Below are 22,243 nucleotides of genomic sequence, written 5' to 3' on the forward strand. Positions count from 1 at the left end.
GGCGACCGCTCGCAGGAAATCTGAAAGAAGTTCGCTGTCCAGGTTGTATCCGTGGGAAACAGCGTGGACAATCAACAATATGTGACGCAGGTAACACGCTCTGTACGGGCGGATTGGAGTTAGAGATGAACCACGGGAAACGGCAGAGGCTGAGGATGTGGGCTGGGCTGGCATCCGCGGCTTTGGTAGCGGGCGCCATGACGGCGGTCGCTGTAGCACCAGCGCAGGCGGACGATTTCGATCAGGGGAACATCGATCCGGTCGTGTCAGCTGTGACGGCTGGCTTCGCGATGCAGCCTGCCGCGAACGGTACGTCGGCCACATATCAGATCGACGCGACGATCACTGACGGAAACACGCTATTGGATCTGAACACGGTGACCTTGTGTCTATACAACACCGCAGGAGGCACTTCGGACTGCTCGTCGACAGATTCGCAGAACACGATGAAGATGGTCTGGACGAGGGCGGATGACGCGTTCGTGCTCACTTCCGGCGGCTCGACGTATTGGGCCGACCAGACTTCCCTCTCGGACTACACCGCCACCAACACCGCGATGGACCTGAACTTCAAGTTCAAGGTCGGCGAGGCCGCGTTGCAAGGAGACTGGACGGCTAAGGTCACCGCGTTGGACACGAGTGCCGGGACGCACACGGTCACGGACGCAACGCATTCGGTCGCCTACTACGGATCCGTTGACACCAACCGTGCTGGTCAGAGCTACGGAGAGTTGGCGAAGGACGGAAGCGCGAACGCGCAGAACATCTCCCACGGCACGCTGCAGGTCAACGGCGCGACCGACATCTCATACGCCGTGGCGAACCTGACAGACGGGACCACGACGATGACGAACATGGGCGGTTTGGTTACCGCGGCGCCAGATGTCACCAAGTTCGCACTCGATTGCCTCGGAGGCTCGGCTACCTACGACAACACCGGCGCAGCCCGGATAGCCGCAGGAGCGACCGAAGTGCATTCGAACATTCTGACCGGCGGGGCAGTGGAGGACGGCAACACCACCAACGTTGCGTCCTGCCGCCTGGCCACAGGTGGTCAGGTCCCGGCCCAGACCTACACAGGGGCCTTGACAGTGACCGTTGCCGCGCAGGCGTAGCAGCGAGAAGTCAGTTCTGAGGGTGGGGAGGGAAACCTCCCCACCCTCAGCATGTCAACCGACTACTCTCGCCGCAGGATGCGGACATTCGGAGGCGCAGCGATGATCTGGAAGCGAGTCGCCGTGGGTTTCATGGCGGCATGGGCCCTATCAGTCGTAGCGGTGGCCGGACTGCCCTCACAGGCCACAGCGGAGCCCCGCTACGGGATCGGGGGCTCTAGCTCTTTCCCGGCCAGCACCGTCTTCTCGATCCAGCCTGGGGCGGAACTGCCGCCAGTGCAGTTTCTGCGCATCCAAAACACCGGAACCGGGAAAGCCACGGTGGAGTTCGAATCGAAAGTACCTGACGGCATCACGGTCGTACCGGACAGCCCAACCGCCGATCTGGCCCCAATGCAGCAGCACGACTTCCACTTCGCCATCAAGGTGGAGGAGTTCGTCCCCAAAGGGGAATACGAGATTCTGGTGGAGGGCAAGCAAACGAACGTGCCACACAAGCAGGGGAAGCTGGTGTACAAGCCAGCGTTCGCGGTCGTGTTCAAAGTTGTCGTTCCAGGCGAAGCGGGAAGCGTCAAGGTGCAAGCGCTCTCCTCTGCCGACGATTCCGCAGTCTCCGGCGGGTTGAGTATCGCGATGCCAGGCAAACCAACCCCCATCACTGTCCGCGAGACTGTCGGCTCCACATTGGAGGCGACCTTGGCGCCTGGTGACTACTTCGCCGTCTTCAACATCCCCAAGCTCGTGAACGTCCGTGAGCCATTCCACCTCGACGCGAACGAGGACAAGACGGTCGTCATCAAGGTGGACACCGTGTCGTTCCTAGTCGCCGCAGCCAACAAGAAGATGGAGGAAGACAAGATCGTCACCGTGGATCTGCTTGGCGCGGTCAAGAACAACGTCCGACCAATCGAAGGGCCTGTTACCGCGGACGTCCGCGTCATGCGCGACGGCCAGGAGATTGACAAGGTACTACTCCAGCAGTTCCCAAAGCTCCCCACCGGCATCAGCGAGCTGCGCCAGAGCTATCGGCCTGACGACGGCTTCATCCCCGGCGAGTATGAGTTCGTATTCCAACTTGTCACCCCCGACTTCACGATCACCGCGGCCCAAAACCCGAAGTTCACCGTTTCTGGACGAAGCGGCATGCTGTGGGGTGTGGCAGCGGCTGTCCTCGTGGCGGCCGTGGCGCTCGGGCTCTTCCTCCTTCGCCTGTGGATCCGCACCCCCAAGCCGTGATTCGCGAAGTCCGGCGCCGGACTTCCCACTGCAGCCCCGCCCTCCCCCCGCCGAAGCGGATGCTCCGAACAAACGCACCCGTTACGCGAAGAAACGCTCGTTGCAACGGGCGCGTCTGTACCCAAACCGTCGCGTTTGTCGGGAACGGCCGCAAACTCCTGGGGGGTGATGGCCGACGATGCGGAGCCCGAACCGAGCATCGGCGCGGGGCACGCATCACCCCAACCGTCCTACACTTCTTGAGTCGGCCGACGTGGCGCAATTGGCAGCGCACCTGTCTTGTAAACAGGTGGTTCCGGGTTCGAGCCCCGGCGTCGGCTCTGGTGCTGAGCCTTGGACTCAGCTCCCCCCACGGCGCGGCGTCTGCCCCATCTGAAGGCTCGACCTGAAGTCCGGCGGAACCCCTCGCAATCCCCGCGCGTCTGACCCCCGAAAAGGGTGGCGCACGCGCCGATCGAGAGGGTCCTGTCAGACGCCAGGGCGGAGCTTGGTCGTTGCGGGGAAAGGGGAATCATGGGAAGCAGCCCGAATCGTCGCAGTCTCGTGCTTGTCGGTTCTCTCGCGGGCCTGCTGGTGACTGTAGGGGTCTTGGCTGGCTGCACGGCCGCGCCCGACACGGAGAGCATGCGGTTCGACGCGACCTTCACCGCCAACACCAACGGCGGCCTGAATGGGGCTGGCTCCTCCGTAGCAGTGCAGACTGACGGCAAGATCATCGTGACCGGCAGCTTCACCAAAGCCGGAGGCACAAGCGCGCCGCGCATCGCGCGCTTCAACACCGACGGCACACCCGACACCAGCTTCAACGCCAGCACAAACGGCGGCCTGAACAAGGCTGGCCACTCCGTAGCAGTGCAGACTGACGGCAAGATCATCGTCACCGGCAGCTTCACCAAAGCCGGAGGCACAAGCGCGCCGCGCATCGCGCGCTTCAACGCGGATGGCACGCCAGACACGGCCTTCAACGCCAGCACAAACGGCGGACTTACTGACAAAGGCTGGTCAGAGCCGTCGAAGCGAAGCATCGACCCGGGGATGGTGATTCCTCCCAGCGGCAACTCCGTGGCCGTGCAGCCCGATGGAAAGATCGTGGTCACCGGCGGTTTCAACCTAGCCGGAGGCGCCACCGCGAACGGCATCGCGCGCTTCAACGCCGACGGCACCCCCGACACCAGCTTCATCAAGATGACCAACGGCGGCCTCGACTCCCTCGGGGGCAACTCCCTGGCTGTTCAGCCCGACGGCAAGATCATCGTCGCCGGCGGCTTCAGCGAGGCCGGGGGCATGACTTCAAGCCTCGTCGCGCGGTTCGAAGCAGACGGCCGTCCTGACGTCCGCTTCATCGTCAACTTCGCCGACCGCCCCGAAGCTGGCTACGGCTCGGGCTCCTCGGTGGCTCTGCAGCCCGACGGCAAGATCATCATCACCGGTAGCTTCATGACAACCCACGGTGCTCCAGGGGATCGCATCGCCCGGATCGACTCCGACGGGGCCCCCGACGTTCGCTTTGCCAGCAACACTTACGGCGGCCTCAACGGCGCCTACTTCGCAGGCTTCGCCGTGGCTCTGCAGCCTGACGGCAAGATCGTCGTGACCGGCGACTTCAACAAGGCTGGCGGCATCCCCACGAACAACGTCGCGCGATTCAACGCGGACGGGACGCCCGATTCCAACTTCAACGAAAACAACGGAGGCCTGAACGGGATGGGCTACTCGGTGGCGATACAGCCCGACGGAGGGATCGTCCTCACTGGCAGCTTCACGACCGAAAACGGCGCCCCCGGAAACCGCATCGCCCGGCTGTCCCCTGGACCGGGATAGCCCTGACTCACTCCTCCGCAGCCGGGCCACTGGCGTCCGCTGGGGGAGAACGGTCCTGAGGCAAGTCTGCGTCGTTCGCCTCGACTGCGGCGCATCCACAGGCACGGCCCGACCCGGGTTTTCAACAGTGTCGGCGCCGCGCCGAACAAGTCCTCCAGACTGACGGACCTACGGAATAGCCTGCGTAGCATGCGCTCCGTTGAACTCTTCGCTGGAGCCGGCGGCCTGGCCCTCGGCTGCGAGCTCGCTGGCTTCCATCCCGCTCTCGTCGTGGAGTGGGACCGGTGGGCGTGCGACACGATCCGGCACAATCAGGCCGCAGACTACCCGCTCGTCCGCGAATGGAATCTTGTGGAAGGCGATGTCAGGTCCGTGGACTGGGGTTCGGTGGAGGGGCCAATCGACCTAGTCTCCGGTGGACCACCGTGCCAGCCCTTCTCGATGGGCGGCAAACATGGTGCCGCGCAGGATCGCCGAGACATGTTCCCCGCAGCCACCGAGGTGATCAGGGCCGTGCAGCCTCGGGCGTTCATCATCGAGAATGTTCGCGGGCTGACCCGTTCTACGTTCGCGAACTACTACCAGTACATCCTTCTGCGACTGAGCTACCCGGAATCGGTTCGACGCGATCCCGAGACCTGGGTCGACCACTTCCACCGGCTCCAGGCGGAGCAAACCAGCTCAGAGCACGGCCTGGCGTACAACGTCGTGCCGACAGTCGTGAACGCAGCTGACTACGGCGTTCCCCAACAGCGCCACCGAGTCATCATCGTGGGCTTCCGCTCCGATGTGGACGCGGAATGGAGCTTCCCCGACGCCACGCATTCGAAGCAAGTCCTGCTGCACGATCAATGGGTTACTGGCTCTTACTGGGAGCGGCACCGTGTCAAACCAGGAGATCGGCCGACGGCGCCTGACTCGCCCCCGGAGCTTCCTCGGCAAGACTGCGATCTGCGCCCGTGGCGCACGGTGCGCGACGCGCTCGTCGGCCTGCCAGAACCCCTCCCCCACGGCACCGCGAACGCGCTGAACCACGTTCTACAGCCGGGTGCCCGCCCATACGTGGGCCACACCGGCAGTCACCTGGACTTGCCCGCGAAGACCCTGAAGGCTGGCGACCACGGAGTTCCAGGTGGCGAGAACATGATGCTGCGACAGGACGGCTCCGTCCGGTACTTCACCGTTCGCGAGAGCGCTCGGCTCCAGACGTTCCCTGACCGGTACGAACTGCACGGCTCGTGGACCGAAGCGATGCGTCAACTGGGAAACGCGGTTCCGGTCCTGCTCGCACAGCGCCTCGCCGGGAGTGTGGCGGAGCACCTCGCGATCGCCGGAATGGGGGTCCTCCCCCTCCCCGGCTGTCGCCGGGCGGGGGGACCCCCACCGCTCCGTGGGGGAGGCGCGACACGATCGTCGGGCGGCAACAGACTGACCGCATGAGCAAGCCGTTCAACCCGCTCGACATCGAGAACCTGGGCGCCTCCGTGGCCCAAGCGCTCGCGGTATCAGAAGCGACGCCGTTCGCGGAACTGGACCAGTTCGAAGGTGCCGGGATCTATGCGGTCTACTACACGGGGCCGTTCCCCTCCTACGCGCTGCTCTCGGAGGCGAACCGGGAGAGCTACGACGTGCCGATCTACGCCGGAAAGGCCGTTCCAAAGGGCTCACGGAAAGGACTGCTCGCAGCGCCGCAGTCCAGGGCTCTGTGCCATCGTCTTCGCCAACATCGTCGGAGCATAGAGATGGCGGAGAACCTTGAGCTGGAGGACTTCGGTGTTCGGTGGCTGGTCGTGGAGCAGATCTGGATACCGCTGGGTGAATCACTCCTGATCAACCGTTCGGCTCCGCTGTGGAACGCGCTCATCGACGGCTTCGGTAACCACGACACGGGCAGCGGCAGGCATGCGGGGGTGCGTTCGCGCTGGGACGTTCTGCACCCTGGCCGCGCATGGGCCAACAATCTGCAACCGCGGCCCGAGACATCTGAGGAGATCCAAGCTGACGCCCAGGAGTACCTGACGCAGCGACTCGACTAGCCGCGTCCGACACTGGAGGCGTGACACAAGCGGCGAGTTGGGCGAGCACGCCAGCGGTTCGCTCCGTGATGCGGGGCAACCGGAGCAGGGATACCCAACCTGAACTGGCTCTCAGATCCGCCGTGCATGCGTTGGGTCTGCGATACCGAGTCGACAAGCAACCGCTGCCTCAGCTTCGTCGGCGGGCCGACCTTGTGTTCACGAGGGCGAAGGTCGCTGTGTTTCTGGACGGGTGTTTCTGGCATGGGTGCGCCGAACATCATCGACCAGCCACCCTGAATTCCGGGTTCTGGGCCCGCAAAGTCACCGACAACATCGCCAGGGACAAGGGCACCGACGGCCATCTCGTCGATGCCGGGTGGCGGGTCATTCGCATCTGGGAGCATGACGATCCGCAGCAGGCGGCACGTCGAGTGGCCGCTGCGGTGCGGCCGACACATGACCTAGTCCTGTGAAGCCGCACCGACGGCATCGGCCGTCTCAGGCTCAGCCGGTCTCGGTATCGGAATCGGAATCAGGCGACCGCAAGCACCGCCAATCAACGCGACTGGCACCATCGCAGGTCCTGCGAGGCCAAACGCGATGACAAGGGACAGTGCCAGACTCACGCTCCATTTCGCGTGAGCCAGGAACGTGATCCCGGCCAGAACTCCCGCGATCGCCGCTGGCTCGGCAGACAGGCCTAGGGCACCTGCCCCTGCCGCACCGAGACCGGCCCCGGCGAACATCGCGGGGAAGTAAGGTCCGCCACGGAATCCAGACCCAAGGCTCACCGCGTACGCGGCGCACTTGGCCAGGACCGTCCAAGCGATCAAGCTGGCCGAGCCGAGCGTCACGAGCGGCGCGATCAGAGTCTCCCCACTCGTCAGCACCAGGTCCACCTTCTGGCCGCTCGCCGACTGGTAGCCGACCGCGATCGCACCCACGACCAGACCGCCCACCATCAGCTGCCAAATCCGCGGCTTGTCGCCGCCCCGGAAGCGCAGCAGCCCAATGGCCCCCAGCCTCACGACCACGAGCAGAAGGGCAGTCGCCACTCCGGCTCCAGCCGCCATCGGCAGGTCCCAGGCAGAGAACTGGTAGACGCCCTGGATCCTCAGCTGGCCGGAGAAGAGCGGATCGACTAGGAGCGCGGCAAGAGACGCGGCCGCCCCGATCATCACGCCTCGCTTGACCGGCACGCTCCACGCATTTCCCAGGGCGCCACCCAGGAATGACCCGGTTGACACCATGGCTACCTCAGGACCCAGCACGAGCCCGCCCGCCAAGGACAGCACTATCGCCGCCAGAACGCTCGGGTAGTCACGCGGGCTCACGGGCTCCATGGAGATCCCGAATAGCGGGTTGTGCCCATCCCCGCCGCGCGACCTGGCCAGGTAGACCAGCGCGCCCGCAGCGACCGGAAGAGCGAGCATGTAGATCCACGGCGGGCGCCCATCCCACCAGGACTCGGGGCCCTCGATCCACAGCCAGCCCACGATCGCCTGAACGACCCTGTAGACGACGTACCCGCAAGGCAAGCTGATGACCGCGATCAGCGCGGAGGGTAGGACACCGCCTCTTCGCACCACGCCTCAACGATTCCACATGCGGCCGCCCGCGAGCCGGGGAAGGATCTGCCTGTCCGTATTGTCGGATTCCTGGATCGCATCGACCCGCTATGGTCGCTAAGAACGCGAATGTCGGGCCTATGGCGACCATAACGGGCAGATTGGCGCCGCTGGTCAGTTCGAGCGCGGCCTGGCAGTTCGAGCGCCTCCGTGCCCCGACTCCAAACGCCCGCCGCAAGGACCCGGCCGCCTGGATCTAAGATCAGACAGCGCGGCAATTCCGCTGCGGGATGCGAGGGTGGCGTGATCGAGGCCTTTCTCTCGTCCTGGGGTAGCGCGATCCCCAAGGTCGAGTCCGGGCTCCCGATCTGGCCTGTAATCGCCGTACTCGTTCTGCTGGTGATGATCAACGTGGCAGCGCACAAGGCGCTACCCGGCTACTACCTGTTCTGGACGCTCGGCGGATCGGTCGTGGCGCTGGCCCTCGGCAAGCTGGACGGCTCAAGTTGGGCCTCCATGGGTCTTGCGCCTTGGACGTGGCTCACCGGGGCGATATGGGGCGCGATCGCCGTGCTATCGATATTCACCGTCTACGCGATCGGTTCGCGCCTGCCCCACACACGCGGCGCATTCCAGGACCACGACATCGCGAATCTGTCGCTGCCGAAACTCTTCTGGCACTCAATGGTTGAGCTGCCCATCGGCACCGTGCTCTTCGAGGAGGTCGCATTCCGAGCGGTCCTTTGGGCGATGCTCGCGCGGCGGTACGGCGTCGCCTGGGCCACCCTGATGTCGGCCGTGCTCTTCGGTCTGTGGCACGTGCTGCCGTCCCTGGACATGCACCTGCGAAACGACCGGCTATCCCGAGTCGGTGGCGGTGGACTGCTGGCCAAGATCACAGCGGTGCTCATTTCCGTCGTCACGACGACGATCGGCGGGATCGTCTTCTGCGTCTTGCGGATGGGGTCCGGGTCGCTCATCGCCCCCATGGGCATGCACTGGGCAACGAACGGGTGGGGCTATCTGTTCGCGCGCCGGGAAGCGGCTCGATCAAGCTCCGGCAGCTAGGCCGACTCCGGCGTGCTCTCGGAACCGCGAACTGCTCCCCGTGTGCTCCACGAGTGAGGCGCACCGTCGCAATACGATGGTGCCCAACGCGTCGGGCCACGGGAGCAGGCTGGGGAGATAGACAGATGATCGCAAGCGCACACCGGACCGGCTCGGCCGACGCGGAACTGGGGGTACCGCCCTTTAGGGGACTGCCTGACCTTGACAGAAGGATCCTGGAGTTCGAGCGGGCTTGGTGGCGCGTCGGCGCGGTCAAGGAAGATGCGATTCGAGAGCAGTTCGACTTCTCGACAACGCGCTACTACCAGACGCTCAACAACCTGATCGACAACCCGGAGGCCCTGTGCGCCGATCCGGTACTCGTGAGGCGCCTGCGCCGACTCCGAGCCTCACGAAACGAGGCGCGGACCTCGCTGCACCGTCGGACGTAGCCCCGAGACCGGCGCGCGCAGCCGACCACCGCGATACTCCGGCACGGACGATAGCGGTGGGCGCTCCAGCACCTGAACCGGCCGGTCCTGCCTGTCGAGCCCTTCCGGTGTCCTGACGAATCCGGGCAGAGCCGCGCCCTGCCCAGGCTCAAACATCAACCCGGCCGGATCGGCTCTGAGCATCGCCGCATGGATGATCTCAGCGGCCATACCGGAAAGACCCGCCCAATCCTGGTGGCGGTGCACGCGCACACCAAGGTCCACCTGCGCGATGCCATCAATCCCCACCGCGCGGAAGACGTCAACAAGTAGACCCGTCTCCACTCCATAGCCGCACGGGAACGGGAGCGACTCCAGCAAGGAACGCCTCGCCGCGAACTCTCCGGCGAGAGGCTGCGCGACACCTCCGAGCTCAGGCCAAAGGGCGTTGATCAAGGGCCTGGCAAGCACCTCGGTCACGCGCCCCCCGCCGTCGGCGATCCGCTGATCCCCAAGGACCAAGGGCCGGTCGTAGGCGGCCTTGACGAGGTGGACAGATGGGTCCGCCAGCAGCGGCCCGAGCAGCCCAACCACGTACCCGGACGTGAACGACCGCAAATCCGCGTCCAAGAACACGACCAAGTCACCGGCCGTCGCAGCCAGCCCCCGCCACATAGCCTCGCCCTTGCCACGCTCAACCGGCAAGTCCGTCAGCACGGAATCCGTCTTCACGACTCTCGCGCCAGCCGCCGAGGCACGATCCACGGTCGCATCGGTGCTGCCCGAGTCAACAACGATGACTTCATCCACGAGCCTGCGACCGGGTGCCACGAGATCCCGCATGATCGCGGCCACGATCGGGCCCACGGTGTCCTCTTCATCCAGAGCAGGCAGAATCACGTCGACCCGGGCGGTTCCCTTGGTCTCCAGCAACCTGTCCAGATCCCAATCCGCCAGGGCTGAGGACCGATTCTCGAACCAGTTCCCCTCCAACCGACGCATCCCACGCTCCCATCTCCGGCAAACCCTGAAGTACAGTGTTAGGGCCTGGGTGATCATCGCACGGGCCACCTCACAACGGAAAAGGCTCATCCCAAGGGCAGCAGGAAGGCCCCGTGCAGTGACCGCCAACAGTCCCCAGAACGATCTGGCTGCGGGCCAGCCCGATTTCGGGCCGGCAACGCACCTGAAGTGCCGCGAGTGCGGCGCACGGTACGACCTCGGCGCGGCCTACGCATGCATGGAGTGCTTCGGCCCACTTGAAGCCGCGTATGTGTTCGGCGAGGTGACGAGGGCCTCCATCGAGGCGGGTCCGAACTCTCTGTGGCGCTACTCCGGACTACTCCCGGTCGCCGCGTACGCCGGGCAGGAGCCGAACCTGCAGGCCGGACAGACCAAACTCGTGCGAGCGCACAATCTTCAGCGAGCCCTGGGCATGACCGCTCCTTTGTGGATCAAGGACGACAGCGGCAACCCAACGCACTCGTTCAAGGACCGCGTCGTCTCCGTCGCCCAATCCGCCGCTCGTCGGCTGAACCTGTCAACGCTGGCGTGCGCGTCAACCGGGAACTTGGCCAACGCGGTGGCGGCGGCCGCTGCTCGCGCCGGGCAACGTTCCGTGGTCGTGATCCCAGCCGACCTTGAGGCCGGCAAGACCGTGACGACCGCTGCCTACGGCGGAACTTTGATAGGCGTGCGTGGCACCTACGACGACGTCAACCGGCTGTGCAGCGAACTGATCGGCGACCCGATTACCGACACGTGGGGCTTCGTCAACGTCAACTTGCGGCCCTACTACGCGGAGGGCTCCAAGACCCTCGGGTACGAGGTCGCCGAACAACTTGGATGGCGCCTGCCGGATCAGATCGTGATACCGGTGGCGTCAGGGTCGCTGCTGACGAAAGTCGACAAGTCCTGGCGAGAGTTCGTGTCACTCGGCCTAGTGGATGAGCACGAATACAGGGTGTTCGGGGCGCAGGCCGACGGGTGCTCCCCGGTGGCCCAGGCGTTCGCCGAGGGAGCTGATGCGGTCAGGCCCGTCAAGCCCAACACCATTGCCAAGTCACTGGCCATCGGAAACCCGGCTGACGGGCCCTACGCGCTCGACGTCGCCCGGCGGACAAACGGAGCCATAGACAGCGTCAGCGATCCGGATCTCGTTGACGCGATCCGGCTGATGGCGCGAACGGAGGGGATCTTCGGCGAGACCGCGGGCGGGGTAACTCTGGCCGTGTTCCGCAAGCTCCTGGCGACGGGAGTCGCCAACCCGGACGCGGAGACCGTGCTGCTGAACACTGGCGACGGGTTGAAGACCCTCGACGCGGTGGCAGGAGTCGTGGGACCGACCGCTGTCATCGACGGTTCCGTCGAGGAGGCCCGGGAAGTCCTAGCGCGCGCTGCTGACGACCGAACCGCCTGATCTGTGGCCGCAACCAAGTAAGGAGAGTCATGCCCGTTACCGTCCGAGTCCCGACGATTCTGCGCACCTACACCGGAGGGGCCGCCGAAGTCACCCTCGAATCCCCCGGATCGACTCTGGCTACCGCACTTCAGTCACTCGAGGAGGCCGCACCGGGCATCCGGGCGCGCGTGCTGGACGATACCGGAGCGATGCGCAGGTTCGTGAACATCTACGTCAACGACGAAGACGTCCGGTTCTCCGGTGGCCTTGACACCCCCCTTGAGGATGGCTACTCGATCGCCGTGATTCCGGCTGTAGCCGGCGGGGCTCAGTAGTCCTCTAGCGCCCGGCGGGCCGCGCGGGTCAGGGTTGGGTCCGCCGCCGCCTCTTCCTCCTCGTCGGCGACGAGATGCACTGCGGCTTCCTCGGCAGACAGGTCGCTGACGTCGTGGCTGTCGAAGGCCAGAACCTCCGAAGTGGTGTCGGGGCGGACACCCTCGTCCTCCTCCACCAGCCGCCCGATGACGCTCTCGTCCGGATGTCCGAATGTCTCCTCGGGGCCGTCAGTGCCCAAGTCTTCCGATATCTCGTGGTACATCTCCTCAACGACGTCCTTGGCTGGGTCGTACCGCTCACTACTTCGTCCGTGCCTAGACATGAGCCCCTCCCTTTCGCCGTCACGCGCTCCACCGGTATGCGGATACCTCATTCTGACACCTGCAGGCCGCCTGTAGACAGTCGGCGGGAGGCCGCAATTGACCGCTCCACGCTGCCTTCGCTGGTTGATCGCACTAGGCGTCATCTTGCACTCTGGCCGTTAGAGTGCTAATAAGTGAGTTAGCACTCTCGGGGGTCGAGTGACAGATCGTGGCATGAACTCGGTCTGGATCTGGTCCTGTGGGGGTGTTGTGCCGGTTCGACGAGGTCTGGTGTCGGCTCTGAAGGAGGAGTCGGTGCCTTGCCGTCCGTCGCGGGCGTCGCGCCGGTAACCACCCGATACGTTCTGCGGAGGAACGCACCGTATGTCGAAAATAATCGCGTTCGACGAGGAGGCCCGCCGGGCGCTCGAGCGGGGTATGAACACCCTGGCCGACGCCGTCAGGGTCACACTGGGCCCCAGAGGCCGCAACGTCGTACTTGAGAAGAAGTGGGGCGCTCCCACGATTACCAACGATGGAGTCTCCATCGCCAAGGAAATCGAACTGGAAGACCCCTTCGAGAAGATCGGCGCCGAGCTGGTCAAAGAGGTCGCGAAGAAGACCGATGACGTGGCCGGAGACGGCACGACAACGGCCACCGTGCTCGCTCAGGCACTCGTTCATGAGGGTCTGCGCAACGTAGCTGCTGGGGCGAACCCAATGGCGCTCAAGCGCGGAATCGAGCAGGCCGTCGAGGCCGTGTCCAACCAGCTGCTAGAGCTGGCCAAGGAAGTCGAGACCAAGGAGCAGATCGCGGCCACCGCGAGCATCTCCGCGGCGGACACCGAGGTCGGCGAAATCATCGCCGAGGCCATGGACAAGGTCGGCAAAGAGGGAGTCATCACTGTCGAGGAAAGCAACACCTTCGGGCTCGAGCTTGAGCTGACTGAGGGTATGCGCTTCGACAAGGGCTACATCTCGCCGTACTTCGTCACCGACACCGAGCGCATGGAAGCGGTCCTGGAGGACCCATACCTGCTCATCGTCAACTCCAAGATCTCGGCGGTCAAAGACGTGCTGCCGATCCTGGAGAAGGTAATGCAGTCCGGCAAGGCCCTGGTGATCATCGCCGAGGACGTCGAGGGCGAAGCCCTGGCCACCCTGGTCGTGAACAAGATCCGTGGCACGTTCAAGTCAGTGTCCGTGAAGGCGCCTGGGTTCGGCGACCGCCGCAAGGCAATGCTGCAGGACCTAGCCATCCTCACCGGTGGCCAGGTCATCTCCGAGGAAGTGGGCCTGAAGCTGGAGACGATCGACCTGGATCTGCTCGGCCGAGCCCGCAAGGTAGTAGTCACGAAGGACGAGACGACGATTGTCGAGGGTTCCGGAGACGCCGACCAGATCGCCGGCAGGGTCAACCAGATCCGGGCCGAGATCGACAACAGCGACTCCGACTACGACAAGGAGAAGCTGCAGGAGCGTCTGGCCAAGCTGGCTGGCGGAGTCGCGGTCATCAAGGCCGGAGCCGCCACCGAGGTCGAGCTGAAGGAGCGCAAGCACCGCATCGAAGATGCCGTGCGCAACGCCAAGGCCGCTGTTGAGGAAGGAATCGTCGCCGGTGGTGGCGTGTCCCTGATTCAGGCGTCCACGGCGGCGTTCGAGAAGCTGGAACTGTCCGGCGACGAGGAGACCGGAGCCGCGCTAGTCAAGAGCGCTGTCACCGCTCCGTTGAGGCAGATCGCCGTCAACGCCGGGCTCGAAGGCGGCGTCGTGGTCGAGAAGGTCCGGAGCCTTGAACCAGGCTGGGGACTGGACGCGTCCACCGGCGAGTACGTCGACATGATCGCGGCCGGGATCATCGATCCGGCCAAGGTCACCAGGTCAGCGCTGCAGAACGCCGCGTCGATCGCGGGTCTGTTCCTGACTACGGAAGCCGTGGTTGCCGACAAGCCCGAGAAGCAAGCGCCTGCGATGCCGGGAGGCGACGGAGGCATGGGGGGCATGGGAGGCATGGACTTCTAGGAGGTCCGAGCCAGATAGGCCCAAAGCGAGGGGCGGTTCCGCTACGGCGGCGCCGCCCCTCCACAATTCAGCCGACGCCGCGCCCGCTGCCCGCCATCCGCTCCCGCGTCGACGCCTCCCCCTTGCGTTAGCGGCCGTTCCCGACAAACGCGACCGTTAGGGTACAGACGCGCCCGTTGCAACAGTCGTTTCCTTGCGGAACGGGTGCCTTTGTCGGGAACGGCCGCTCCTGCGGTGGGGGTGGGGGGCGTGGGAATGATTGCTGCGGGCATGCAGCCCAGGCGCTCGCCAAACCGCCCAGGCGCTCATCAAACCGCTCAGGCGGACATCAGGTCCGAGTCACCGGCGCCAGGTCAGCTCGGCCATCCTGGGTCGCAGATCGAAAAGGTAGATCAAAGCGACGACGATGCCTGCGATGCCCACCAGCCCGACGGGATCGAATAGCAACCCGGTCAAGACGCTCACGCCCGTAAGGGCCACCCAAAGACCCTTGTTCTGCCGACCGATCGCGGGAAACGCCCTCGAGGGTCGGCGGAGGCAGTCAAGGAAAGCCCAGGCCTTCAACACCAGGAACACGAGCCAGATCAGCCCCAGGACAGAAGCTTGAGCTTGCCAAAACATGCGCCCAGCCTACGGGCTGATGTTCGTGGGGTTTCGTGGAGTGGGCGCCAGCCACAGGTCGCTCTCGCGCGACATCGGCGGCCAGCTGGCAGCGCTGACCGGATTCAGCTACCTGCCCAGGGCCTCGCGAATGAAAGCCACGACCTTCGCGACACGCTCCCGCAGGTCCTGGACCAGATCTTGAGCCTTCGACGGAGCGGTCCCGACCGCGTCCTGTACTCCATCGACTGTCCGCGCCAAAGACGCGCGCAAGTCTTCGGGCTTCGGCAACTCCAGCCCAGACAGGCGACTCCACCCATTGCTTGATGCGGGGGCTGCCGCGACCGGGGCGGCGGACGCCCTCGCAGGCTTTCGGCTGGCGGCAGAAGTCTTCGGCGCGGCAGAAGTCTTGGAGGTGGCTGTCTTCTTCCGCGCGGCGCGCGCCGCCGGACTCACCTTCTTTGTCGCCGACGACTTGGTCGCGGCTCGCTTGCGCGCTGGGGCCTTGCGCGGGGGCTTAGCGGCGATCGGATCCGGTGACTTCGACTCAGGACCAGTACTCATTTCTGATTTTCCCGTCTTCTCGTTGCGTGTGGGTAACGAACATCACGATGTTGGGTAGGCCTCTCCACTGCGATAGCGCCTGCCGAGCTCAGCGGACAAAGCTTCAATGACTTCATGCACCTTGTTGCGCACCGACGATACGTCGCGCTCTTCGGCTCGCAGCAGAAGCAGCGCCGCCTCAGCCTTGGCCTTCGTCATTGTCGCCGGGTCGGAAAGCCCAACATCAGTCATGAGCCGTTCCGCGCGCCGCCTGCGCGCTCCCGTCCCCCCGGACTCGCTGGTGAGCCGTCGCGCGGACCCACTGCTTCTTGGCCCGGACCCAGTCAGAATCTGCGTGAGCCCCTCCACAAGTTCCTGCGTGCCTTTGACACCCGAGCCCAAGCCGTCGGTGAGTATGTCGATGCGTCCCTGGAGCATCCGTCGTACGTACGACAGATCCGCCTCCTCGTCCATCGCCTGGCCGCGCCGATCGCGCAACTCGGCCAGCGTGAGCCTGGGCAGATCCATGACGAAACTCCGATCCAAGATGCGGTCGATTCTCCTTCGACCGCCAGGGATCGGATCCCCGGGTTTCGGACTTGACACGGATCACCTCCGACACGAGCCTAGCCATTCTCTCGCCCGCCGTGCACGCAGACCGGTTGGGGTCAAGTAAACCGCCAACACAGCCGATCACACAGATTGGGGGACGACACTCAGGAGGTCACGTTGCACCCCAACTCCGATCAGATCGCCACGTTCGAAAACGAACTGCTGGACCTAGTCGCGCAAGGAGCGTCCGGTCGGCTCATCATCAGCGGACCCGACGCCGACACCGGTTGGATTTGGCTCCGGGACGGCCACGTGTGCGGAGTCTCCTCCGCTTGCCGCACGCCACTGCTCGCGGCCCGACTCGCGGCGTTTGGGGTCCTTTCCCAGGCTCAGATAGCCAACGCCCTGAGCGCGACCCGGGCGTCACCGGGCACCCGACTCATTGATGTGCTGCTAAGCAAGCGAGGCGTCCCTGAGGACTTCCTGACTGAGTTCGCTACAGCGACCGCTGGCGAACACCTCGCGGTGGCTCTTCGCCTGGGAGTGTCATCGACTCGGTTCGAAAACGGTCGCCTGCCGCAGACGAGCACGCTGCTCCTCCCGGCCATGCGCGTGCTGGAGCAGGCGGCTAGATACCGCGACGCGGCCCAACCGCGACAGTCCCGGCTTTTGGCCGTAGACACCGGCGCGCACGAAGGTCTCGCGACGATCCAGCAAGCGATCGTGAGCAGCTGCGTCGGAGACGTTGACACTGTTGGGATCGCCGATCGATGCGGACTGACAATCCTTGAGGCCGTGGAGCTAGTGGAACCTCTCATCGAGAGCGGCATGATCCTTGCGATAGGCCGGGACTCCGAGGAGCGCGACGTCGACCTTTCAACCCACCCCGTGATGGCGGCCCATGGCTTTGGTGGCGACGAGCTAGCTGAGCAACTGGCAGAAGCCGCAGCTGACTCGGGCACCCTAGCGAACCCTGAACCCACCACGGCCGAAACCCCGCCAAGGGCGACTCGGGAAACGGCGTCCCAAGGCCAGCGCGATCAGCCCGCGACACCAGAGCCGACTTCGGCACCTGCGAGACCCCCAAGAGGCGGATTGAGCAACAGAGAGGTCTTCCGGGAGTTGCATTCGCTCGGAACCAGGGTGACCGAACCGGCGCCTGACAAAGAGGCCCCCACGAAGGAGCGGGCAGACGCCAAGGCATCCGATGCCAAGCGCCGCAAGCGCTTCGGCCGATGACGGGCATCAGGCCACGACGACACACACCTGAGTGGCCGTCGCGCCATCCACCTCGACCTCAGCGTCCGACGGGACAGATCGCTTGACAACCGCCGTAGAGATCGGACCCAGCTCGAAGTGGATCGCCGAAGTCGCGATCCAACCGACAGAACTGCCACCCACCCTCACCACGGTCCCGTGCGCAGGTAGCTCGTCGCTAGACCCCAAATGCAGCAGCACAAGCCGCCGGGGAGGCCGACCCATGTTGTGAGTTCGCGCCACTGCCTCCTGGCCCCTATAGCAACCTTTCGCCAGATGCACGGCCGATCCAATCCATCCGACCTCGTGCGGCAGGGATCGGGCATCGGTCTCCATTCCGATGCGCGGGACCGCAGCAGCGACTCGAACCGCCTCCCACGCCCACGTCCCAGCCCGGTGGGGGGCCGCCTGGAGTGCGGCCGCGATGCTGCGTCGCGGCATCACCCACTCGCGGGCCGGGAAGACGCCGGGCCGATTCGGCACGTATCTGTCAGCCGAGCCGCCACGGTCAGCGCCCGACTCAGTCAGGCCTGTTCCCGCGAACTCGGCAGGAGCGGTCCAATGGACCACGGACTCAGGACGAACCGCCACCGATCGCTCACCGCTTAGATCTCCAAGCACCCCGAACTGCTCGGATGCGTCAATGACGTCGACGCTGAGCAAGAACCGCATTGAATTCAGGTAGCCAACCAAGGCATGGACAGTGCCCGGCTCAACGATCAGCCAAGTGGCATCGCCGTCATCGACCAGATGAAGTTCGTGCTCCACTCGCCCATGCGGGGACAGGATCAGGGCCACTCGGCTCTCACCGGGAGGAAGCCGCGACACCTTCGCCGTCGTCAGATCGTCCAGCCAGGTCAGTCTGTCGGGCCCCTCTACACGGATCACGCCGCGGTCGGACAGATCGACAACCGCGGTGCCTTCAACCAGCCAGCGCTGCTCGCTCAGCGGATCGCCGAAGTGCCAGGCGACACCGGCGTCCGGGCCGCCCTCAGGCTGGGCGCACGCGTCTGGCAGGTCCAGGGAGTTCATCTGACCAGTGTGCTCCGGTCTCGGTCAGCCAATCCCAGACGGGTCACCGGCGCATCGTGCGCAACGTCCGTAGACGGCGGCGTGTCTCACATCCGCCTGGAACCCAGCCGCCTGGGCAACGTCCTGCGAGAACCGCTCCCCGACCTCGATCGGGGCACTCGTCACCGTTCCGCAGTCAACGCAGACCAGATGGATGTGCGGGGGCGCGTCGGCCCAGTGATAGGCGGGCGACCCAGTGCCGATGTGCGCATGCGTCACTAGGCCAACTTCCTGCAGGACCGCGAGCACGCGGTAAACCGTCGACAGGTTCAAGTTCGGTTCGACAGCGCGCGCCCTGGCCAGGATCGATTCGGGAGTCGCGTGCGACAGTGCCCGGACCGCATCCATCACAAGCTGCCGCTGCGCGGTCAGGCGGTACCCGCGGTCCCGCAGCCTCTTGGCCAAGTCGGATCCGCTCTGGGGAGATTCGCCCATCAGACTGCCTTCATTCGCCAACAGGCAGGTCCGGCCGGAGCCTGGCAGCCAGGTGGTTCTGTAGCGGCAGCCCCATCGCCGCCATGTCGAATGTCCACATCAGATCGCCGTCGACTAGCCCGTACAGCCGGTGCCCGGCCGTGTATGGCTTGGCGTCGTGGGTCCTGGCGACCAAGTCCGTGCGAAGATCAGCTCGCGCGCCGGTGATCTTGTTCCCCGACATCTCGGTGACCTCCACGCTGCCTTCCCAAATCTCGGTGAACCCCGTGGGGTGCGCCAGAAGCAGCTCCAGCGAGCCGTCCGGTCCAGGACGGACGAAACCAACCTCTGTGGCTGCCTTGCGGATCCGATTGCCCTGATCGTCCAAGACCCACGATCGGGACCAGTAGCTCAGGAATGGGCGGCCGTCCGTGACGAAGCCAAGCTCCTGCCCGAACCGGAAATCCTCGATCGTTGGATAGTGACCCGTGCCAACCCCGACCCAACGCCCGATCAGCCATGACAGCGGAATGAGTTCCTGGGGCAGAGCCTCGGACACTGTCAGCTTTGGCCCTTGTACAGCCTGGCCACGACCATGACCGCGAACCACGCGATCACAAGACCCATCACAACCAGCAACACTTCAAAGAAGACATCGACCACGTGACAACGATAGCCGGTCACTTTCCGAGGCGACGCACGCCGGGCCGGGCTATCCCCGCTCGCTCGCCCGCTTCCACATCAGGTACACCTCACATCCGATGCAGAAACCGAACACCGCGTTGAGGAATGCCGCCGCCCACGCGAACGCCACCGCCACCAGAGCCAAGGGAACCGCCTGGAACGCCAAGCCGACCAGCGCAACGACGATGAACACGCATCCAACGATCTGAGCGAACCGTGGTGGAGCCTGCGCCTCAAGCGCGGATGGCGGGCCCAGCCTGGCTCGGATCCACTTGCGGAACACCCACCCGTATGGCTGGAAACGAAGCCCGAGGATCCCGCCAGCCCCGAAGGCGAGGCCCTGCAAGACCAGAAGCACCGAAGCCGCGGGTGACGGGATGAGGATCAGGGCCGCGGCAAGGACGACGACCGTGACTGTGGCACCGAACCGCGACCCGCGCGGATCCACAAGCACGCCCTTACCGTCATCCATACGTCAAGCATCACACGACTTCACCGATGGCTGCCACAATGTCGGGCTTCCTGGGCTGGCCGCTCGCCCTCTTGCGGATCGCGCCGGTGGCGTCCAGTAGGAACACGGTTGGCGTACGTCGGACTCCAAGATGGCGGACCAGATCCATGTGGGACTCAACGTCGAGCTCAACGTGAGACACACCCGACAGACACTTGGAGACGTCGCTGAGGATGAGTCGAGTCGCCCGGCATGGCTGGCAAAACGATGACGAGAACTGCACCAGCGTCGCTTTCTCACCCAGCGGCTGTCCCAGATCCGCCGACGACAGCGTCTCCCCGCCATGGTGCGAGCGATCCGGCGTCTCCACGGCGACGGGGCCCTCATCGTCGGCGACAGGCCCGGGGATCACGTCACGCCACCGCCCCCCGCGAGCCCGCAGCCACAGCCCCAGGACCGTAGCCGCGACGAGCGCGACTACGAGTACAGCCAATCCCGTCATCGACACTCCTCGATTACCAAGCACAGGCTCAACCGTGTTCTCCTGTCACCATGGTCAAGTACCCTCGCATCAATCGGTAGCCTGGGAGGTGTCATGCGTCTGCTCGTGCTCACGTCCGACGCGGGACCTGCGGCCACCGTACTGCCCGCGCTTGAGCTGCTCACCCACACCCTGCGGGTTCTTCCGGCGGACGGCACTGCCCTGCTGGACTCTCCCCCGCACGAAGTCATCATCGTGGATGGTCGCACGTCCTTGCCGCACGCGAGGGGCCTGACCCGCCTTCTGCGCGCCACCGGCGCCAGCGCACCCGTGCTGCTCGTGGTCACTGAGGGCGGACTGGCCGCTGTACAGGCGGACTGGGGGATGGACGACGTACTCCTGGACTCGTGCGGACCAGCGGAGGTCGAGGCGCGGCTGAGGCTGGCGCTGGGGCGCAGCAGAGCCGAACGCGGTGAGGCCGCAGCCGACTCACGCGACCGAATCCGCAGAGGTGAGCTCGTTATCAATGAGTCCTCGTACACCGCGTCCCTTGAGGGCAGGAGTCTGGACCTGACCTTCAAGGAATTCGAACTGCTGAAGCACCTCGCCCTGCACGCCGGGCGCGTCTTCACCCGAGCCCAGTTGCTACAGGACGTTTGGGGCTACGACTACTACGGCGGCACCCGTACCGTCGACGTTCACGTCAGGCGGCTGCGGGCGAAGCTGGGGCTTGAGTACGAAGCCCTGATCGGCACGGTGCGAAACGTTGGGTACCGGTTCGTGGAAATGCCCGCCGACGACGCCAACGCCGCCGACGCCGACGACGCGGCGGAAGTCGACTCGACCGCCCAAGCCGGGGAGCCCCAGGATCGGAACCGACTGGCCCAATCGTGACAACTGGTGGCACCGACCGCGTTGATGTCGTTAGCACGCGCCGACTCAGCCGCGGCCAGGCACGAGCGGCGCTCCTGCTAGCGGCGCTGGAAGAGGACCGATGTGGTCGTCAGGTGCTTCCGGAGCACGTCCTGTATCCCCTGGGAGACAGGGGCGAGACAACGGATCGGCCCAACGTCAGGCACTTGCTTTGCCGATCCGAGAATCGACTGGTTGGCTACGCCCACCTCACTGACTCAAACGGTCATGCCGTCCTTCATCTCACCGCGATGGCCTCATGCCCGGCGGCGGCTGATCTCCTGGTCAGCGAAGCCGCGGCGCAGACAGCGAACCTTGAGCTCTGGGCACACGGCAACGACTCGGCGGCCGGTCTGCTGGCGAAACGGTTGGACTTGACGCCGTCCCGCGAACTGCTGATCATGATCAGACCGCTCCCCGCTGAAGCCGACCCACAGCCGCCCGCCCCGATCAGGATCCGGCCGTTCGACCCAGCTCGGGACACTAACAGTTGGCTGGAGCTGAACAGTCTGGCGTTCGCGCAACTCCCCGACCAGGGGGATTGGACCGCGGAGGATCTTCGCTCTCGCCTCGACGCCGATTGGTTCGACCCCGGCGGATTCCTTGTGGCGGAGGATCCGACGACCGGGCTGGTTGGCTTCCACTGGACCAAGGTCGACCCACACGTCCGGGTCGACCATCAGGTGTCGGGCGAAGTGCTAGTCCTGGGGGTCAAGCCCCAGTGGCGCGGATCGGGCGTGGCCCAGGCCCTGCTTTCAGCCGGTCTTGAGCAACTGGAGGACAACGGTGTGACGCGGGCGCATCTGTTCGTCGACACCGACAATCCCAGGGCCATCAGGTTCTATCAGCGAGCCGGTTTCGAAGTGTTCGACCGGGACTGCTCCTTCCAACTCCCACCCGGCTGAGGCAGCCCAAGGCCGTGGCGTGAACCCGCGACGCGTTGAGAGCCGGAATCGAGTTGGAGTCTGTGCCAGGATCTTG

The 22,243-nt window shown here is 65.0% G+C and carries 25 protein-coding genes and 1 tRNA gene; 15 read left to right on the forward strand and 11 right to left on the reverse strand.

From position 1 onward, the window contains the following. Positions 1-125: 125 nt before the first annotated feature. From Q8P38_11050 to Q8P38_11080, 7 genes are all read left to right on the forward strand, one after another. A complete protein-coding gene (locus Q8P38_11050; GenBank protein MDP4015140.1) occupies positions 126-1,115 on the forward strand; it encodes a hypothetical protein in 990 nt (329 codons plus the stop codon). Positions 1,116-1,166: 51 nt separating this feature from the next. Further along, positions 1,167-2,351, forward strand: coding sequence for a hypothetical protein (locus Q8P38_11055; GenBank protein MDP4015141.1), 1,185 nt, complete (start codon positions 1,167-1,169; stop codon positions 2,349-2,351). Positions 2,352-2,598: 247 nt separating this feature from the next. Beyond that, positions 2,599-2,671: transfer RNA gene (locus Q8P38_11060), tRNA-Thr, on the forward strand. 193 nt (positions 2,672-2,864) lie between these two features. Beyond that, the gene (locus Q8P38_11065; protein ID MDP4015142.1) at positions 2,865-4,172 is read left to right on the forward strand and encodes a hypothetical protein; all 1,308 of its coding nucleotides are present in this window, start codon (positions 2,865-2,867) and stop codon (positions 4,170-4,172) included. Positions 4,173-4,361: 189 nt separating this feature from the next. Then, a complete protein-coding gene (locus Q8P38_11070; protein ID MDP4015143.1) occupies positions 4,362-5,612 on the forward strand; it encodes a DNA cytosine methyltransferase in 1,251 nt (416 codons plus the stop codon). Then, positions 5,609-6,208, forward strand: a complete 600-nt coding sequence (locus Q8P38_11075; GenBank protein ID MDP4015144.1) for an Eco29kI family restriction endonuclease — start codon at positions 5,609-5,611, stop codon at positions 6,206-6,208. The genes Q8P38_11070 and Q8P38_11075 overlap by 4 nt, the downstream gene beginning before the upstream one ends. Before the next feature lie 20 nt (positions 6,209-6,228). Further along, positions 6,229-6,663 carry a very short patch repair endonuclease gene (locus tag Q8P38_11080; GenBank protein MDP4015145.1) on the forward strand — a complete coding sequence of 145 codons (435 nt, stop codon included), beginning with the start codon at positions 6,229-6,231 and terminating at the stop codon, positions 6,661-6,663. Here the strand turns inward: Q8P38_11080 and Q8P38_11085 are convergent. Next, positions 6,652-7,779, reverse strand: coding sequence for a chloride channel protein (locus Q8P38_11085; GenBank protein ID MDP4015146.1), 1,128 nt, complete (start codon positions 7,777-7,779; stop codon positions 6,652-6,654). The genes Q8P38_11080 and Q8P38_11085 overlap by 12 nt on opposite strands. A 282-nt stretch (positions 7,780-8,061) precedes the next feature. Between Q8P38_11085 and Q8P38_11090 the strand changes: the two genes are divergently transcribed. Next, positions 8,062-8,826 (forward strand): type II CAAX endopeptidase family protein, encoded by a 765-nt coding sequence (locus Q8P38_11090; GenBank protein ID MDP4015147.1) that lies wholly within the window; start codon positions 8,062-8,064, stop codon positions 8,824-8,826. A 125-nt stretch (positions 8,827-8,951) separates the two neighbouring features. Next, complete coding sequence (locus tag Q8P38_11095) at positions 8,952-9,257, forward strand: DUF3263 domain-containing protein (GenBank protein ID MDP4015148.1); 306 nt, start codon at positions 8,952-8,954, stop codon at positions 9,255-9,257. Here Q8P38_11095 and Q8P38_11100 read toward each other — a convergent pair. Further along, positions 9,216-10,295 (reverse strand): glucosyl-3-phosphoglycerate synthase, encoded by a 1,080-nt coding sequence (locus Q8P38_11100; protein ID MDP4015149.1) that lies wholly within the window; start codon positions 10,293-10,295, stop codon positions 9,216-9,218. The genes Q8P38_11095 and Q8P38_11100 overlap by 42 nt on opposite strands. Positions 10,296-10,356: 61 nt before the next feature. Here Q8P38_11100 and thrC point away from each other — a divergent pair, with 61 nt between their 5' ends. Together thrC and Q8P38_11110 are read left to right on the forward strand one after the other, a co-directional pair. Continuing rightward, positions 10,357-11,655 carry a threonine synthase gene (thrC, locus tag Q8P38_11105; protein ID MDP4015150.1) on the forward strand — a complete coding sequence of 433 codons (1,299 nt, stop codon included), beginning with the start codon at positions 10,357-10,359 and terminating at the stop codon, positions 11,653-11,655. 29 nt (positions 11,656-11,684) lie between these two features. Then, positions 11,685-11,972, forward strand: a complete 288-nt coding sequence (locus Q8P38_11110) for a MoaD/ThiS family protein (protein MDP4015151.1) — start codon at positions 11,685-11,687, stop codon at positions 11,970-11,972. Here the strand turns inward: Q8P38_11110 and Q8P38_11115 are convergent. Further along, positions 11,966-12,295 carry a DUF5709 domain-containing protein gene (locus Q8P38_11115; GenBank protein ID MDP4015152.1) on the reverse strand — a complete coding sequence of 110 codons (330 nt, stop codon included), beginning with the start codon at positions 12,293-12,295 and terminating at the stop codon, positions 11,966-11,968. The two genes, Q8P38_11110 and Q8P38_11115, sit on opposite strands and share 7 nt — an antisense overlap. 364 nt (positions 12,296-12,659) lie before the next feature. Between Q8P38_11115 and groL the strand changes: the two genes are divergently transcribed. Further along, the gene (gene groL, locus Q8P38_11120) at positions 12,660-14,297 is read left to right on the forward strand and encodes a chaperonin GroEL (protein MDP4015153.1); all 1,638 of its coding nucleotides are present in this window, start codon (positions 12,660-12,662) and stop codon (positions 14,295-14,297) included. Positions 14,298-14,636: 339 nt separating this feature from the next. On the opposite strand, the gene Q8P38_11125 is transcribed toward groL, so the two are convergent. From Q8P38_11125 to Q8P38_11135, 3 genes are all read right to left on the reverse strand, one after another. Beyond that, on the reverse strand, positions 14,637-14,918 hold the full coding sequence (locus Q8P38_11125) for a DUF2516 family protein (GenBank protein MDP4015154.1): 282 nt from the start codon (positions 14,916-14,918) through the stop codon (positions 14,637-14,639). A gap of 108 nt (positions 14,919-15,026) precedes the next feature. Beyond that, positions 15,027-15,461, reverse strand: a complete 435-nt coding sequence (locus Q8P38_11130; protein ID MDP4015155.1) for a hypothetical protein — start codon at positions 15,459-15,461, stop codon at positions 15,027-15,029. A 42-nt stretch (positions 15,462-15,503) separates the two neighbouring features. Next, on the reverse strand, positions 15,504-16,046 hold the full coding sequence (locus Q8P38_11135; protein MDP4015156.1) for an aerial mycelium formation protein: 543 nt from the start codon (positions 16,044-16,046) through the stop codon (positions 15,504-15,506). Between the two features lie 123 nt (positions 16,047-16,169). Between Q8P38_11135 and Q8P38_11140 the strand changes: the two genes are divergently transcribed. Continuing rightward, positions 16,170-17,231 (forward strand): hypothetical protein, encoded by a 1,062-nt coding sequence (locus tag Q8P38_11140; GenBank protein ID MDP4015157.1) that lies wholly within the window; start codon positions 16,170-16,172, stop codon positions 17,229-17,231. 6 nt (positions 17,232-17,237) lie between these two features. Here Q8P38_11140 and Q8P38_11145 read toward each other — a convergent pair whose 3' ends face one another. The 5 genes from Q8P38_11145 to Q8P38_11165 all read right to left on the reverse strand — a co-directional run bounded on the left by Q8P38_11145 (position 17,238) and on the right by Q8P38_11165 (position 20,371). After that, entirely contained in the window at positions 17,238-18,281 is a 1,044-nt protein-coding gene (locus Q8P38_11145; GenBank protein ID MDP4015158.1) for a folate-binding protein, read from the reverse strand. Between the two features lie 24 nt (positions 18,282-18,305). Then, positions 18,306-18,755 (reverse strand): Fur family transcriptional regulator, encoded by a 450-nt coding sequence (locus Q8P38_11150; GenBank protein MDP4015159.1) that lies wholly within the window; start codon positions 18,753-18,755, stop codon positions 18,306-18,308. 10 nt (positions 18,756-18,765) lie between these two features. After that, a complete protein-coding gene (locus Q8P38_11155) occupies positions 18,766-19,293 on the reverse strand; it encodes an FABP family protein (protein MDP4015160.1) in 528 nt (175 codons plus the stop codon). Between the two features lie 153 nt (positions 19,294-19,446). Then, the gene (locus Q8P38_11160; GenBank protein ID MDP4015161.1) at positions 19,447-19,890 is read right to left on the reverse strand and encodes a DUF4395 domain-containing protein; all 444 of its coding nucleotides are present in this window, start codon (positions 19,888-19,890) and stop codon (positions 19,447-19,449) included. A 10-nt stretch (positions 19,891-19,900) separates the two neighbouring features. Continuing rightward, a complete protein-coding gene (locus tag Q8P38_11165) occupies positions 19,901-20,371 on the reverse strand; it encodes a thioredoxin family protein (GenBank protein ID MDP4015162.1) in 471 nt (156 codons plus the stop codon). Positions 20,372-20,464: 93 nt separating this feature from the next. Between Q8P38_11165 and Q8P38_11170 the strand changes: the two genes are divergently transcribed. Then, complete coding sequence (locus Q8P38_11170) at positions 20,465-21,244, forward strand: response regulator transcription factor (protein ID MDP4015163.1); 780 nt, start codon at positions 20,465-20,467, stop codon at positions 21,242-21,244. Further along, positions 21,241-22,167, forward strand: coding sequence for a mycothiol synthase (gene mshD / locus Q8P38_11175; GenBank protein ID MDP4015164.1), 927 nt, complete (start codon positions 21,241-21,243; stop codon positions 22,165-22,167). Before Q8P38_11170 ends, mshD begins: the two co-directional genes overlap by 4 nt. Positions 22,168-22,243 lie beyond the last annotated feature (76 nt).

Source organism: Candidatus Nanopelagicales bacterium (genome assembly GCA_030700225.1).
Classification (GTDB): Bacteria; Actinomycetota; Actinomycetes; order S36-B12.